Below are 14,780 nucleotides of genomic sequence, written 5' to 3' on the forward strand. Positions count from 1 at the left end.
CGCACTCTACTTCCTGGCCCCGGCCGGATGGAACTCGTGTACGAACTTCGTGCAGGAGTCCTCCGGGTCACCCCGGCAGTACGAACCCCGACTCGTACGCCGCGATCACCGCCTGTGTGCGGTCCCGGGCCCCCAACTTGGCCAGCACGCTGCCGACATGGGTCTTCACCGTCTCCTGGCTGACCACCAACTGCCGGGCGATCTCCCCGTTGTTGAGCCCGGTGGCCATCAACCGCAGCACCTGCCCCTCCCGTTCGGTCAGCCGACCGATCGGCCCCCGGTCGGCGGCGGCCCCCCGCCGGCCGTCCGCGCCGTGCCGCAGCGCGAGGTCGCGCACCGCCGCCGGGAACAGCAGCGAGTCCCCGCGCGCGACCAGCCGCACCGCCTGGACCATCTCCTCCGCCCGCGCCCGCTTCAGCAGGAACCCGGCCGCGCCCGCCCGCAGCGCGTCGTACACGTGGTCGTCGTGCTCGAAGGTGGTGACGACCAGGATCCTCGGCGGCTCGGCCATCCCGCCGACCAGCTGCTCGGTGGCCCGGATCCCGTCGATGCCGGGCATCCGGACGTCCATCAGCACCACGTCCGGGCGCAGTTCGCGCACCAGCGGGACGACCTCGGCGCCGTCGGCGGCCTCGCCGACCACGAAGAGGTCCGGCTCGGCGTCGATCACCACCCGCAGGCCCATCCGGACCAGCCGCTCGTCGTCCGCGATCACCACCCGGATGCCGGCCACCCCGTTCCCGCCGGCCGTTCCGCCGTCGCCGCTCATCCCGCTCCCGGCGCCCGTGCCGTTCCCGCCGCTCATCCCGCAGTCCCTCCCACCGGCAGCCAGACGGCCAGCCGCCACGTCGTCCCGTCCTCGCTCGGCCCCACCGCGCTCCCGCCGCGCAGGGCCGCCGCCCGTTCCCCGATCCCGCGCAGCCCGCGCCCGCCGCCGGGGCGGCTCGGGCGGGACGGGCCCAGCGGATTGGTCAGTTCGATCTCCAGTCGGTCCGCGTCCAGCCCGACCCGCAGTCCGGCCGGGGCCGGCCCGGCGTGCCGCAGCACATTGGTGAGGCCCTCCTGCACGATCCGGTACGCCTCCCGGGAGACCTCGACGGGAAGCGCGCCCAGGCCGGGCGCCAGCTCGGCGTCCACCGTCACGCCGGTGCGGGCGAGTTGGCGCAGCAGGTCGTCCAGCCCGGCCAGCGTGGGCCCGGCCGGAGCGGCGCCGCCGTCCTCCTCCTCGCGCAACAGTCCGAGCACGGTGTCCAGTTCGGCGACCGCCCCGCGTGCGGTCTCCTCGATCGCCCGCAGCGCCTCGGCGGCGAAGTCCGGGTCGGTGCGCAGCACCCGGGCGGCCGCCGAGGCCTGGATGCCGACCGCGCTGAGCGCGTGCCCGACCGAGTCGTGCAACTCGCGGGCCAGCCGGTTGCGCTGGGCCAGTACGGTGGCCCGGCGTTCGGCAGCGGTCAGCCGTTCCTCCGGGGTCGGGCCGAGCAGCTCGGGCGCCCAGCGGGCCAGCAGCGCACCACAGGCGGCACTGCTCCCGACGATCAGCAGCAGGACGGCCAGGCCCAGCGCGGGGCCGGTGAACATCCAGGCGGGGAAACGATCCGTCCAGTAGCCGGCCAGGTCCCCGGGCCAGATGAGGCCGAACAGCAGCACCACCGCGAACGGCACCCCGGCCAGCGTCATCCCGGCGACCACCCCGCCGCAGAACAGGTGCAGCACGAAGAACAGCGAGGTGCGCCGGCGGGCCGCCCAGGACCGGGACGGCCCGGTGGCCAGCTCCTCCGGCCGGGCCACCGCGCACAGCGCCCGGGCGGCGGCGCCCTCCAGCCCCCGCACCGTCGGCACCAGCGCGGTGACCGCGGCCATCGGCAGCGAGGTGAACAACGCGACGAGTTGCAGCAGTGCTTGGCGCACGTGCCCCTGGTTCGGGTTGAGCGCCCCGAGCCCCACCACCGACAACAGGTAGTACGGCATCAGCAGGGCGCCGCCCAGCACCAGGTGCACCCAGCGCAGCCGGGCCCGCCGCCCCAGCAACGCCTCGCCCGCCCGCCGGATCCGGCTGCCCCCCGTGCTCATCCGGGCGACTTTACGTCAGCGGCGGCCTCCCGGGCGCCGCGTTCCGTCAGTGCCACCGCGCCCGCGGCCAGGATCAGTACCCCGGTCACCACCTGGGCGGCCTCTACCAGGGGCATCAGCCCGGGCACCGCCATCCGCAGGTCGGTCACCCCGGTCGTGGTCGTGCCGGTCGTGGTCGCGCCGAAGGCGACCAACTGCCAGCTGCCCCAGCCGAACAGCGAACCGGCCGCCGTCCACGCCACCAGCAGTGGCCCGCTGAGCCGCCGCTGCGGCCGGACCCGGAACACCAGGATCAGCAGCGCCGCCGGTGCGGCCACCGCCATGGCCGCGGTCACCGTGTTCATCACCGCCACACCCCGGGAGTGCTCCTCCGCCATCGCGATCGGCACCCCGGCCGCCCCGCCCGCCGCCCAGTACGCCCGGGCCGCCGCGACGCCGACGCCGAGCAGCGCCGCGACGCAGCCGAGAGTCCGCTGGACGGCCAGGGTGGGGGTGTGCGGCAGGTCGCCGATCCGCGCCCACAGCAGTGTGGCCCAGCGCCACCGGACGTACAGCACGAAGGCGGTGATCAGCGCCAGGCCCTGTACGGCGAAACCGCCGTACACCACGGCGAAGACCCAGCTGTCGAGCCCGTTGTCGTCCCCCTGGCCCGTGCTCCGCTCCGACCCCAGCACGACGGTGCTCAGCAGGTACAGCGGCAGTGCGACCAGGATGGTGCCGAGCAGCCCGGTCGCCACCCACATCGGGAACGCCACCAGCCCGGCCGGCAGCCGCCGCCCCCACGGCCGGACGAAGGCCAGCGCCAGGGCCACGGCGATGGCGTCCATCCCGACGGTCAGCAGGTTCAGCAGCCACAGCCGGTCCATCCCGCCGGGATCGCCCGACCCGACCGGATGCCCGGTCAGCCACAGCGCCTTGAGCCCCAGGTATGGCACCGTCGCCGACACCGCGATCCAGGCGGCCCCGGTCCGTACCGCTCCCTCGTTGATCCTCATGTTCCTACGCTGCCGCCGCGCCCCGGCCCGTGGCCTCCGCCCCGGGGGCGATCCCGCTCCCCCCGGCGGGGGATCCTCCCGTACTTCAGGCCATCCGGTGGATCAGCCGGTCCTCGTGGTCCACCCGCCCGTCCGGGTCCGGCACCAGCCCGAGCCGCGCGGCCAGCCGGCGCGACGGCAGGTTGTCCGCCCTGATCAGCGCCGTCACCGGAATCCCGGGGAACCGCGGCAGCGCCTCCGCCATCGCCGCCCGGCACGCCTCCGCCGCGTACCCCTTGCCCCACGCCGACGGCCGGAACCGGTAGTACAGGTTGAACACCGGCTCCCCGTCCAGCGAGTGCAGGAACAGCCCGGCCACCCCGATGACCACCCCCGGCTCCTCCCGGGTCGCCACCATGCAGTACCCCACCCCGTCCCGCGGCCAGTCCGCCACGAACCCGGCCAACTGCTCCCGCGCCGCCGCGATGTCCCGCTGCGGCCCGTCCGGGTTGTACCGGTTGGTCTCCGGATCCCCGTGGATCGCGAACATCGCCTCCGCGTCCCCCTCCTGCGGCCGGCTCAGCACCAGCCGCTCGGAGACGGTGACGATCGTCCGGTCGGGGACGGAAAGGTCGATGGAGAGGTCGGTGGCGGGCATGGTGGCTCCCCCGTGTCGTGCGTAATGGTCCAATGGCACGATAGACCATTACGCCGACACTCGCCCGGTTATTTCCTACAGGATCGGCTCACACCCGATCGCCTTGCCTCCGGCGGTGAGGAACTGCCGTACCAGGTCGTTCTGGTCGGAGAACAGGTAGTCTCCGAGGCCGCCGCGAAGGGGCCCCTCGAAACCGCCGTCGATGGTGAAGTAGACGTCCCGGCCCTGGCAGGTGGCAACGAGTGTCCCGCGGGCGACCCATCGGGCCCGCCCGAGCGGCTCGTTGTCGGGTTGCGGGGGCACAGCGATGGGCCGCGGGTCGGTGGTGATCGCGAGGATCTGAGGCAGACTGCTCGTGCCCGGCCTGCTGATTGCGCAGGTCCAGACCGGGTCGGACGCGGTGGTGACCTGCTGCCGGTACGTCCACTGGACGTTAGGGTCCCTCGCGGGTGCGAACCCTGGAAGGCCGCAGAGGTTGTTCCAGTCCGGATCCGTCTCGGAGCCCCTTGCGGAGAGACTCGTTGGCGCAGGAAGTGTGCGGTCCGCGCAGGAGTGGTTTTTGGCAGCTCCGTTCGCGAACGCGACGGCCAGCCTCGCCCTGGCCTCGTCGTGCCCCACGACGTCGGTGCGCACCTCGGCAAGCAGGCCCTTCGGGCACCCCTCGGGGAGCAGGGCCCACGCCACGCGGGAGGTCACCGAGCCGGCCGAATCTCCGGAGAACAGTCGGGCGTCCCCCGAGGCGAACTCGGTCGGGCCGTCACGGTTGGACCTGAGGGTGAAGCGCACCTCCCTCTCCTTCGTCTTGAAGAGGCCGGAACTGACGGTGGCGAAGCAGTCGTTGCCGGCGGAGACCCCGGTCCGGTCGTAGGAGCCGTTTCTGTACTCGCTGATTCGTCCGGGCCCTACCGCGTCGTGCACTTGGTCCGCCGTGGCCGCCCCGTCGCAAACGGTGTCAGGTCCGCCGAGATTCGTCTGCCGGTACACCGCGAACCCCCCCGCCCCGGCCAGGAGCAGGGAGAGCGCCAGTGTTGCCACTACCGACCGCCTCCGCCAGGTGCGCTTGGAGCCATCGCGCTCGGCGGACGCAGCAGGAGTGCCAGAGCATTCGTCAGGTTCAATGTCCATGGCCCTCACCCCTTGCCGAATGCGGCGTGGTACGCGTTGTCGATCCCGGTGTTGTAGAAGGGCCCCGCCTCAAGGAGCAGATGGTTCGTCACGGTGCCGGCGTGGCCGGCGTCCGCCGGAGCGATGCCGTACTGGCTCGCCTTGCCAACGATCATCGCATCCAGCTCGGAGCGTCCCGCCGAGTAGCGGTCGCTCACGCTGGCCGCAGTGGCGCTGCTGATCGGCGCCTTGGCCTGCTCGGCCCACGAGGCGGTCCCGATGTCGACGAGGCGCTGCGCTGCGTCTCCCAGTGGCACCACCTTCGAGACCCCGGGCATCAGAAAGTCCGGGGCCAGGTTCACGGGCGTGCCGATCGCGTGGTAGAGCATCCGCTGCTGCCAGTCGATGGCCGAATTCTTGGCATCCGCGTGGTCGGTGACCGCGTTGACGAACGCTGCGTCGAGTCCGCCGAGGACCTTGGCAGACTGCTGCGAGAAGGCGGACAGGGTGTGGTCCGGGCGGCCCGTGGCATCGGGCTTGAAGTCCTCGGGCCCGTAGGTGTCGAGGCGGCGGGCGATCTCCTCGGTCTGCGACTTGTGGATGATCTGGAACGTGTCCGGATCCTCCAGTGCACCGCGGACCACGCGGAGGAGTTGCTCCGGCTTTGCAGTCAGTCCGTTCGGCTGCGATGGGCCTTGCAGATCGTTGCCCAGAATTCCGAACACATCCGGTGAGTAGTCGGCGAGCATCCTGGCCACCGGTCGGCGCAGGACTGTCGCCACCGAGGTTCGGTCGTCAGGCGTGGTGCCCCCGAGGGTCTTGAGCGTTTCGTCCATGATCCGTTGGCTGACCGGGGCGTGCGGCGCCGGGTGCTGGTTCCGGTCGGGGCCGCGGCTGGTGGTGGCGTCCTCCAGCATGTCCGCGAACAGCTTGTGGGACGTGTCACGCAGGACGTCTGCGGGAAGCTTGCGCTCCTGGTCCTCGTCGAGCCAGCCGCGGTCCTTGAGGAGGTGGACCAGGTTGTTGTTCTGGCTGGGGTCGAGGAACGTCTGGGTCGTTTCCCGATCGCCCTTCATCATCCGCAGGAGCGGGGCCAGCGGGTCGCCCTTCCTGGGGTCCTCGTAGAAGGAAGGGCCCCACAGGTCCATGCCCTTGAGCTTGTTGTTGGCCTCGTAGTCGAGCAGGTCGGTGCCGACCCTGCGCACGAAGGCCTTGTCGAAGGTCCCCTTCGTCTCCATCAGCGTGGTGAGCGCCAGGTACGTGTCGTTCGGTCCGCCCGGACCGCGGGCGGCCCGGAAGAGCCCGTTCTCCCATGCCTCGCCCATCCCGTTGTCGCGGGTGCCAGTGGCGAGCACCACGGCCATGTTGCCGTAGACGTCTTGGTAGCCCTTGGCGTTGTGGTGGCCTTGCGCGAGGTCGCCGAGGATCTTGCTGTAGTCGAGGAAGGCTTCCGGGCCGGTCTGCCCGTTGCACTGGAGGCCGGTGAGCAGTGTGGTCGCGAACTCCTTGTTCTCCGCGTTGGCGGCCAGCAGCGCCTGCAACTGCTTGAGTTCGTCATCGGAGAGGTCGTAGGCCTTGGAGATCAGGTCCTGCGCCCGCTTGGCGTCGGTGACCGGGCCGGTGCCGCCGGGGGTGGGGTTGAAGGCGGCGTTGCTGGTGCCGATGTCGCTCTGGAGGTGGAGGGTGGCCCGCTGGTCGGCGGCGGTGGCCTTTTCGACGGCCTTGCCCAGACGGTCCGAGATTGCGAGGGACTTGGCGGCCATGTCCCGTGCCAGGACCTCGCTGTCCGTGTCGTTCCTCGCATCCTTCGGGAGGCTCCAGCTCACAGTGCCGTCAGCCGAGACGCTCAGTCCCTGCGCCTGCGCGTCGTGGAGGGCCGCGTCGAGGTCGCGGCGGGCGGCGGTGAAGTCCTCGGCGGCGGTCTTCATGATCGCGGCGAGGGCGGTGGCGACGGCCGAGCCCTTCTTGAAGTCGTCGTCGATGCCCTGCAGCGCCTTGGTGGCGCTGTCCGCGGCGTCGCCCTTCCAGCCGGCCCGTTGCGCGGTGCTGGTGAGGTCCTTGGTGACCCGGCCGTCCAGGGCGGTGAGGGCCTTGGCGACCCCGGCCCATGCCTCGGCGGCGTCGGAGACCCCGGAGAAGTCGGCTTCGTGCAGTTCCTTGAAGGACACCATGTGTCCGTTCCCCCTTCTGACTTCTACCGGGTCGCGCGCAGATCGGCGGTGGTCGTGAGCTCGTTGGAGTGGTAGTTCTGCCGAGTCCGGTCGAGGCCGGTGGCGGCGTTGTCGACCTTGTCGTGCAGGGTCTTGCACTGCTGGAGCCACCGTTCGGTGCTGCCGGTGAGGGCGGCACCGAAGGAGAAGCCGCGGATCCTGGTGGCGGCGGTGCTCGCGTACTCGGTGAGGCTGTGCGCGCCGGGCCCGGCCTTGGCGTTGGCGTTGTCGAGGTCGGTGGCGATCTGCCGGGCGAGTCCGGCGGAGGCGGTGAGCTCGTACGGGGTGTCCAGCCGGCTGGTGACCTTGCCGGGCGGGATGAAGGGGAGTGGCGGCACGGTGGTGCCGTTGTCGGCCGTCGCCGGAGGGGCGTACGGCGATTTCTTGGCCGCCGTGCTCGGCATCGGGTCCGTCGCCGGGGCGACCGGTCCGGTGGTGAAGTACGGGCTGCCCATGTGTGTGTCCTCCCCTGGACGTTGGGGGGTTCGTGCACCCCCGCGACATGACGACCGTACAGGTCGGCTCCGTCAGTGCACCGACGCACCCTCCGTGCCGTCGGTCGCACTGGGCGTGATCGATTCCATCAGGGCTTCGGCAGGGGTGAATTGGCGACACGGGCCCGGGGTCGAGGGCTTGTTACCGGCCGGTCGCTTGCCTATCATCGCGAGTGTTACAGCTTTACTGTCAAACCCCGGAGGGTTCTGCAGCCAGTGCGTGACACAAGCAGTCCGGTGGCCGGTGCGGGCGGGCCGGGGCCGTTGGCGGGTGTGCGGGTGGTCGAGCTCGCCGGGATCGGGCCGGGGCCGTTCGCGGCGATGCTGTTGGGCGATCTCGGGGCGGACGTGGTGCGGGTGGACCGCCCGGAGCCGTCGCCGCTCGGCACCGACCCGGCGTACGACCTCACCAACCGGAACAAGCGCTCGGTGCTGGTCGACCTCAAGTCGCCCGAGGGGCCCGGCCTGGTGCTGGACCTGGTCGAGCGGGCCGACCTGCTGATCGAGGGCTACCGGCCCGGGGTGGCGGAGCGGCTCGGCGTGGGCCCGGAGGCGTGTCTGGCGCGCAATCCGGCGCTGGTGTACGGGCGGATGACCGGCTGGGGCCAGCAGGGGCCGCGGGCCGCCACCGCCGGGCACGACCTCGGGTACGCGGCGGTGGCCGGGGTGCTCGGGCTGGTCGCCTCGCCGGGCGGGGCCGACGCGCCGCCCGGGATCCCGGCGAACCTGCTGGGCGACTACGCGGGCGGCTCGCTCTACCTGGTCGTCGGCCTGCTGGCGGGGCTGCACCACGCCCGTACCACCGGGGCCGGGCAGGTGGTCGACGCCGCGATAGTGGACGGTGCGGCCCACCTCGGCAGCATGCTGTGGGGGCTGTTGGCGGCCGGCCACTGGCAGGACCGCCGGGGCGTCAACCTGCTGGACGGCGGTGCACCCTTCTACGCGATCTACCGGGCCGCCGACGGTGGGCACCTCGCGGTGGGCGCGCTGGAGCCGCGGTTCTACGCCGAGTTCGCCCGCCTGTTGGAGCTCGGCCCGGACGCGCCCGGTCAGTACGACCTCGCCCGCTGGCCCGAACTGCGCGCCCTGATCGCGGCCCGCTTCGCCACCCGGACCAGGGGTGAGTGGGAGGCCGTCTTCGCGGGCTCGGACGCCTGCGTGGAACCGGTGCTGACGATGCGTCAGTCGGCTGTCGAGGCGCACCTGTCGGCCCGCGGCACCTACGTCGAGGCGGACGGCGTGACCCAGCCCGCGCCCGCCCCGCGCTTCTCCGCCACCCCCGGCGCGTTGCGCCGCCCACCGGCCCGGCCGGGGGCGGACACCGCCGAGGTGGCCCGGGAGTGGGGCGTTCCGGCGCTCCGGCCCGCGAGCAGCGCCACCGAATCCGTCAACTCAGCGGCAGAACAAGGGGAGTAGCGTTGCAGCGCGAGATCTTCACCGAGCAGCACGAGGACTTCCGGGCCACCGTGAAGGCCTTCCTCGCCAAGGAGGTGCTGCCCCACTACGGCCGCTGGGAGAAGGCGGGCATCGTCGACCGCTCCGTCTGGCTGGCGGCCGGCCGACAGGGGCTGCTCGGGACGGCCGTGCCCGAGGAGTTCGGCGGTGGCGGCGCCCCGGACTTCCGCTACGCCGCCGTGCTGGCCGAGGAGTTCGCCCGGGCCGGGGCCTCCGGGCTCGCGATCGGGCTGCACAACGACATCATCGGCCCGTACCTCACCTCGCTCGCCACCGAGGAGCAGAAGCGCCGCTGGCTGCCGGGCTTCTGCAGCGGCGAGCTGATCACCGCGATCGCGATGACCGAGCCGGGCGCCGGCTCCGACCTCCAGGGCATCCGCACCCAGGCGGTCGACCGGGGTGACCACTTCCTGCTCAACGGCGCCAAGACCTTCATCTCCAACGGCATCCTGGCCGACCTGGTCATCGTGGTCGCCCGGACCACGCCCGAGGGCGGCGCGCACGGGCTGAGCCTGCTGGCCGTCGAGCGCGGCACGCCCGGGTTCGAGCGCGGCCGGAACCTGGACAAGATCGGCCAGAAGGCGCAGGACACCGCCGAGTTGTTCTTCGAGGACGTCCGGGTGCCGAAGGAGAACCTGCTCGGCGAGCTCAACGGCGGCTTCGTCCACCTGATGCAGAACCTCGCCCAGGAGCGGCTGACCATCGCCGCCGCGGCGATCGCCGGCGCCGAGTACCTGGTGGAGATCACCACCGACTACGTCAAGCGGCGCGAGGCCTTCGGCCGTCCGCTGGCCAAGCTCCAGCACGTCCGCTTCGAGATCGCCGAACTGGCCACCGAGTGCGCGATCACCCGGACCTTCGTCGACCGCTGCATCACCGAGCACAACCGCTACGCGCTCACCCCGGCCGACGCCTCGATGGCCAAGTGGTGGGCCACCGAACTGCAGAAGCGCACGGCCGACCGCTGCCTCCAACTCCACGGCGGCTACGGGTACATGAGCGAGTTCCCGGTCGCCCGGGCGTTCACCGACGGTCGGATCCAGACGATCTACGGCGGCACCACCGAGATCATGAAGGAGATCGTCGGCCGCTCCATCCTCGGCTGAGCCCCGCCGCCCTCGGCTGGGCCCCGCCCGGCGCCGCCGCCCCTACCCCCAGGTCCCGTCCGGCGCCGCCCGCTCCCCGGGCCCCGGAAGGCCCCCGGACCCGCAGGAACCCTCGCCCCGAAAGGCATCCCCATCGTGACCACCGAAGCGTACGTCTACGACGCGATCCGCACCCCGCGCGGCCGCGGCAAGGCCACCGGCTCGCTGCACGGCACCAAGCCGATCGACCTGGTCGTCGGCCTGATCCACGAACTGCGCCGCCGATACCCCGAGTTGGACCCGGCCGCGATCGACGACATCGTGCTCGGCGTGGTCAGCCCGATCGGCGACCAGGGTTCCGACATCGCCCGGATCGCCGCCATCGCGGCCGGTCTGCCCGACACGGTGGCCGGCGTCCAGGAGAACCGCTTCTGCGCCTCCGGCCTGGAAGCCGTCAACCTGGCTGCCGCCAAGGTCCGTTCGGGTTGGGAGGACCTGATCCTGGCCGGCGGCGTGGAGTCGATGTCCCGGGTGAAGATGGCCTCCGACGGCGGCGCCTGGTTCGCCGACCCGATGACCTCGTACGAGACCAACTTCGCCCCGCAGGGCATCGGCGCCGACCTCATCGCCACCATCGGCGGCTTCTCCCGCACCGACGTGGACGCCTTCGCCGCCGAGTCCCAGGCCCGCGCCGCCAAGGCCCAGGCGGACGGCCTGTTCGACCGCTCGGTGGTCCCGGTCCGCGACCGCAACGGCCTGGTCGTGCTGGAGCGCGACGAGTTCATCCGCCCCGGCACCACCGTCGAGACCCTGGCCGCCCTCAAGCCGTCCTTCGCCGCGATCGGCGAGGCCGGCGGCTTCGACGCCGTCGCCCTGCAGAAGTACCACTGGGTGGAGGCCATCGACCACGTCCACCACGCGGGCAACTCCTCCGGCATCGTGGACGGCGCCGCGCTCGTCGCGATCGGCAACCGCGAGGTCGGCGAGCGGTACGGGCTGCGCCCGCGCGCCCGGATCGTCTCCGCCGCCGTTTCCGGCTCCGAGCCGACCATCATGCTCACCGGCCCCGCCCCGGCCACCCGCAAGGCGCTCGCCAAGGCCGGGCTCACCGCCGCCGACATCGACCTGGTCGAGATCAACGAGGCCTTCGCGGCGGTCGCCCTGCGCTTCATCGGCGAACTCGGCTTCCGGCCCGACCAGGTGAACGTCAACGGTGGCGCGATCGCCCTCGGCCACCCGCTCGGCGCCACCGGCGCGATGCTGCTCGGCACCGTCGTCGACGAGCTGGAGCGGCGTGACCTGCGCTACGGCCTGATCACCCTGTGCGTGGGCGGTGGCATGGGCGTCGCCACCATCGTCGAGCGCGTCTGACCACCCCGCCCCCGCAGACCGGTAGAGCAGACCGGTAGACCTGGAGACCGTGAACTCATGAGCGACACCACCACCATCCGCTGGGAGCAGGACCGGGACGGCGTGGTCACCCTCGTCCTCGACGACCCCACCCAGTCCGTCAACACCATGAACGAGGCCTTCACGGCCGACTTCGAGGCCGTGGTCCAGCGGCTGGCGAGCCTGGGGGACGCGCTGCGCGGCGTGGTCGTCACCTCCGGCAAGAAGACCTTCTTCGCCGGCGGTGACCTGCGGATGCTCTCCGCGGCCCGCCCCGAGGAGGCTGAGGCCGTCTTCGAGAAGTCCATGCGGATCAAGCGCTCGCTGCGCACACTGGAGACCCTCGGCAAGCCGGTCGTCGCCGCCGTCAGCGGCAGCGCCCTCGGGGGCGGACTGGAGATCGCCCTCGCCTGTCACCACCGGATCGCGCTGGACACCCCCGCCAGCCGGATCGGCCTGCCCGAGGTCACCCTCGGCCTGCTGCCGGGCGGCGGCGGTGTGGTCCGTACGGTGCGGCTGTTCGGCATCACCGACGCCCTGCTGAAGTTCCTGCTGCAGGGCCGCCAGTACCGCCCGGCACAGGCGCTGGAGCACGGCCTGGTGCACGAACTGGTCGACACGCCGGAGGAGTTGACCGCGCGAGCGAAGGCCTGGATCGAGGCCAACCCGACCGCCGTCCAGCCCTGGGACGTCAAGGGCTACAAGATCCCCGGTGGCACCCCGGCCACCCCCGCCTTCGCCGCCAACCTGCCCGCCTTCCCGGCCAATCTGCGCAAGCAGCTCAACGGCGCCCCCTACCCGGCCCCGCGCAACGTGCTGGCGGCGGCCGTGGAGAGCAGCCAGGTCGACGTCGACACCGCGATGGCGATCGAGGCCCGCTACTTCACCGAGCTGGCCTGCGGGCAGACCAGCAAGAACATGATCCAGGCGCTGTTCTTCGACATGCAGGCGGTCAACTCCGGTGCCGGGCGCCCCAAGGACGTCGAGAAGCGGTCGGTCCGCAAGGTCGCGGTGCTCGGCGCCGGGATGATGGGCGCCGGCATCGCCTACGCCTGCGCCAAGGCCGGCATCGAGGTCGTACTCAAGGACGTCAGCGCGGAGGCCGCCGAACGAGGGAAGGCCTACTCCGAGGGCCTGTTGAACAAGGCAATCGCCCGGGGCCGCTCCACCGAGGCCAAGCGCGACGCCCTGCTCGCCCGGATCACCACCACCTCCGAGGCCGCCGATCTGGCCGGCTGCGACGCGGTGATCGAGGCGGTCTTCGAGAACACCGAGCTCAAGCACAAGGTGTTCCAGGAGATCGAGGGCGTGGTCGCCCCCGACGCGCTGCTCTGCTCCAACACCTCCACCCTGCCGATCGGCGTACTCGCCGAAGGCGTCCAGCGCACCGGCGACTTCATCGGCCTGCACTTCTTCTCGCCAGTCGACAAGATGCGCCTGGTCGAGATCATCCGCGGCCCGCAGACCGGCGACGAGGCGCTCGCCCGCGCCTTCGACCTGGTCCGGCAGATCGACAGGACGCCGATCGTGGTCAACGACTCGCGGGGCTTCTTCACCTCCCGGGTGATCGGCCAGTTCCTCAACGAGGGCGTCGCCATGGTCGGCGAGGGCATCCACCCGTCCTCGATCGAGCAGGCCGCCGCCCAGGCCGGTTACCCCGCCAAGGTGCTCTCCCTGATGGACGAGCTCACCCTCACCCTGCCGCGCAAGATCCGCGACGAGTACCGGCTCGCGGTCGAGTCCGCCGGCGGGACCTGGACCCCGCACCCGGCGGACGCCGTGGTGGACCGGATGGTCGACGAGTTCGGCCGCCCCGGGCGCAGCGGCGGCGCGGGCTTCTACGAGTACGACGAGGACGGCAAGCGCGGCCGGCTCTGGCCGGGGCTGCTGGAGCACTTCTCCGTCGCGGGCTCCACCGATCCCTCCGAGGTCCCGTTCGAGGACCTCAAGGAGAGGATGCTGTTCAGCGAGGCGATCGACTCGGTGCGCTGCCTGGAGGAGGGCGTGCTCACCTCGGTCGCCGACGCCAACGTGGGCTCGATCCTGGGCATCGGCTTCCCGGCCTGGACCGGCGGCGTCTTCCAGTACATCAACGGGTACGAGGGCGGCCCGGCCGGCTTCGCTGCCCGCGCCCGCGAACTCGCGGCCGCGTACGGCGAGCGGTTCGCGCCGCCGGCGCTGCTGGAGCGGATCGCGGCGGAGGGGCGGACCTTCACCGACTGACCAGGCGGGCCCCTGCGGGCCTGGGCCTACGGGGCCCGGGACCGGGACTCGGGGGGTCAGGGTGAGGCCGGGCCGCGTGCGGGTGTGGCCTCACCCGGTTCCCTGCCCGGTTCCCCGCCCAGTTCCTCGCCCAACTCCTCGCCCAAGGACCGCTGGAACGCGGTGACCAGCGCCTGCGCCACCATCGGCTGGATGTGGTCGGTCAGCTCCTTCATCCGGGCCAGCTCCGCCGGATCCGGCTCGCTCTCCCGGTACGGCTTCCACACCGTCTCCCGGAACAGCCGCTGCAACTCCCGCGCCGTCGCCCGGCTGTGCTCCACGACCACCGCGCGGGCGGCCAGCAGCGTCTCCAGCGGGATCGGCACGTCCAGGATCCGCACGCCCAACGGCAGCAGGCCCGGGTCCGCCCGGAAGACCTCAGGGTCGGGCGTGCGCTCCAGCGCCCCCATCGCGACCAGGCGTTCCAGCTGCTCCTCCGACAGCCCCCGACCGGCCCGCCGCTCCAACTGCGCCCGGCCCACCTCCTCGGCCGCCTCCGGCGTCCAGGACGCCACCAGCGCCCGGTGGATCGCCAGGCCCAGCGGGGTGCTGTCCTCGGGCAGCCGGGCCAGGTACCGCTCGATCGCGGCCAGCGTCAGCCCCTGCCGCTGCAGCTCCTCGATCAGCCCCAGCCGGTCCAGGTGCGCGGCCCCGTACAGGCCCACCCGCCGCGGCCCCAGCTCGGGAGGCGGCAGCAGCCCCTTCGTGCCGTAGAACCGCACGGTCCGCACCGTCACCCCGGCCCGCGCCGCCAACTCGTCGACCGTCAGCCGCACCTCGCCCACCCCGGCGCCGTGCTCCCCCATCTGCTGCCTCCCGCGCTGGCACATTCCTGCTGTGACAGCAGCAGTGTGACAGTGCGGTTCGATCCGGTCCATCGGACGGGGTGGTCCGGCAGCCCCAACGACCGGACCGGCACGCGCCCCGGTGTACGGGGGAGCGCCTGTCCGGTCGGGCGAGGCCTGCTGTCGGGCGATGCCGCTGGGATGCTCCTATGGCTGTCAAGCCGCAGGGGCGAGGTCGGTTTGAGTGATTTGTGTGGTGGGTGTGCTGGTCAGGGCGCGGTAGACCTCGCGGGC

The 14,780-nt window shown here is 72.1% G+C and carries 12 protein-coding genes; 4 read left to right on the top strand and 8 right to left on the bottom strand.

Annotated features, from left to right (window positions below):
• Window positions 1-67 precede the first annotated feature (67 nt).
• The 7 genes from ACZ7BZ_RS15370 to ACZ7BZ_RS15400 all read right to left on the bottom strand — a co-directional run bounded on the left by ACZ7BZ_RS15370 (window position 68) and on the right by ACZ7BZ_RS15400 (window position 7,471).
• A complete protein-coding gene (locus ACZ7BZ_RS15370; RefSeq protein ID WP_470358775.1) occupies window positions 68-769 on the bottom strand; it encodes a response regulator in 702 nt (233 codons plus the stop codon).
• Between the two features lie 32 nt (window positions 770-801).
• Window positions 802-2,070, bottom strand: coding sequence for a sensor histidine kinase (locus tag ACZ7BZ_RS15375; protein ID WP_470358755.1), 1,269 nt, complete (start codon window positions 2,068-2,070; stop codon window positions 802-804).
• Window positions 2,067-3,065: a hypothetical protein gene (locus ACZ7BZ_RS15380; protein ID WP_470358756.1), complete on the bottom strand. Its 999-nt coding sequence runs from the start codon at window positions 3,063-3,065 to the stop codon at window positions 2,067-2,069. Before ACZ7BZ_RS15380 ends, ACZ7BZ_RS15375 begins: the two co-directional genes overlap by 4 nt.
• 85 nt (window positions 3,066-3,150) lie before the next feature.
• Complete coding sequence (locus tag ACZ7BZ_RS15385; protein WP_470358757.1) at window positions 3,151-3,702, bottom strand: GNAT family N-acetyltransferase; 552 nt, start codon at window positions 3,700-3,702, stop codon at window positions 3,151-3,153.
• A gap of 75 nt (window positions 3,703-3,777) precedes the next feature.
• The gene (locus tag ACZ7BZ_RS15390; RefSeq protein WP_470358758.1) at window positions 3,778-4,737 is read right to left on the bottom strand and encodes a hypothetical protein; all 960 of its coding nucleotides are present in this window, start codon (window positions 4,735-4,737) and stop codon (window positions 3,778-3,780) included.
• 95 nt (window positions 4,738-4,832) lie between these two features.
• Complete coding sequence (locus ACZ7BZ_RS15395; RefSeq protein WP_470358759.1) at window positions 4,833-6,977, bottom strand: hypothetical protein; 2,145 nt, start codon at window positions 6,975-6,977, stop codon at window positions 4,833-4,835.
• Window positions 6,978-7,000: 23 nt separating this feature from the next.
• A complete protein-coding gene (locus ACZ7BZ_RS15400) occupies window positions 7,001-7,471 on the bottom strand; it encodes a hypothetical protein (RefSeq protein WP_470358760.1) in 471 nt (156 codons plus the stop codon).
• A gap of 312 nt (window positions 7,472-7,783) precedes the next feature.
• On the opposite strand from ACZ7BZ_RS15400, the gene ACZ7BZ_RS15405 reads away from it, so the two are divergent.
• From ACZ7BZ_RS15405 to ACZ7BZ_RS15420, 4 genes are all read left to right on the top strand, one after another.
• Window positions 7,784-8,926, top strand: coding sequence for a CaiB/BaiF CoA transferase family protein (locus ACZ7BZ_RS15405; protein WP_470358776.1), 1,143 nt, complete (start codon window positions 7,784-7,786; stop codon window positions 8,924-8,926).
• Window positions 8,927-8,928: 2 nt separating this feature from the next.
• Window positions 8,929-10,071 (top strand): acyl-CoA dehydrogenase family protein, encoded by a 1,143-nt coding sequence (locus ACZ7BZ_RS15410; protein ID WP_470358761.1) that lies wholly within the window; start codon window positions 8,929-8,931, stop codon window positions 10,069-10,071.
• 135 nt (window positions 10,072-10,206) lie between these two features.
• The gene (locus tag ACZ7BZ_RS15415; protein WP_380456317.1) at window positions 10,207-11,421 is read left to right on the top strand and encodes an acetyl-CoA C-acetyltransferase; all 1,215 of its coding nucleotides are present in this window, start codon (window positions 10,207-10,209) and stop codon (window positions 11,419-11,421) included.
• 57 nt (window positions 11,422-11,478) lie between these two features.
• On the top strand, window positions 11,479-13,662 hold the full coding sequence (locus tag ACZ7BZ_RS15420; protein WP_470358762.1) for a 3-hydroxyacyl-CoA dehydrogenase NAD-binding domain-containing protein: 2,184 nt from the start codon (window positions 11,479-11,481) through the stop codon (window positions 13,660-13,662).
• A 56-nt stretch (window positions 13,663-13,718) separates the two neighbouring features.
• Here the strand turns inward: ACZ7BZ_RS15420 and ACZ7BZ_RS15425 are convergent, their stop codons facing one another.
• The gene (locus tag ACZ7BZ_RS15425) at window positions 13,719-14,507 is read right to left on the bottom strand and encodes a MerR family transcriptional regulator (RefSeq protein WP_470358763.1); all 789 of its coding nucleotides are present in this window, start codon (window positions 14,505-14,507) and stop codon (window positions 13,719-13,721) included.
• Window positions 14,508-14,780 lie beyond the last annotated feature (273 nt).

Source organism: Kitasatospora sp. NPDC036934 (genome assembly GCF_055608425.1).

What these genes read in the sequence shown, in the direction of transcription:
- ACZ7BZ_RS15425 (WP_470358763.1), bottom strand. Translation starts at nt 14,507, where the DNA reads ATGGGGGAGCACGGCGCCGGGGTGGGCGAGGTGCGGCTGACGGTCGAC.
- ACZ7BZ_RS15420 (WP_470358762.1), top strand. Translation starts at nt 11,479, where the DNA reads ATGAGCGACACCACCACCATCCGCTGGGAGCAGGACCGGGACGGCGTG.
- ACZ7BZ_RS15370 (WP_470358775.1), bottom strand. Translation starts at nt 769, where the DNA reads ATGAGCGGCGACGGCGGAACGGCCGGCGGGAACGGGGTGGCCGGCATC.
- ACZ7BZ_RS15400 (WP_470358760.1), bottom strand. Translation starts at nt 7,471, where the DNA reads ATGGGCAGCCCGTACTTCACCACCGGACCGGTCGCCCCGGCGACGGAC.
- ACZ7BZ_RS15375 (WP_470358755.1), bottom strand. Translation starts at nt 2,070, where the DNA reads ATGAGCACGGGGGGCAGCCGGATCCGGCGGGCGGGCGAGGCGTTGCTG.
- ACZ7BZ_RS15385 (WP_470358757.1), bottom strand. Translation starts at nt 3,702, where the DNA reads ATGCCCGCCACCGACCTCTCCATCGACCTTTCCGTCCCCGACCGGACG.
- ACZ7BZ_RS15380 (WP_470358756.1), bottom strand. Translation starts at nt 3,065, where the DNA reads ATGAGGATCAACGAGGGAGCGGTACGGACCGGGGCCGCCTGGATCGCG.
- ACZ7BZ_RS15395 (WP_470358759.1), bottom strand. Translation starts at nt 6,977, where the DNA reads ATGGTGTCCTTCAAGGAACTGCACGAAGCCGACTTCTCCGGGGTCTCC.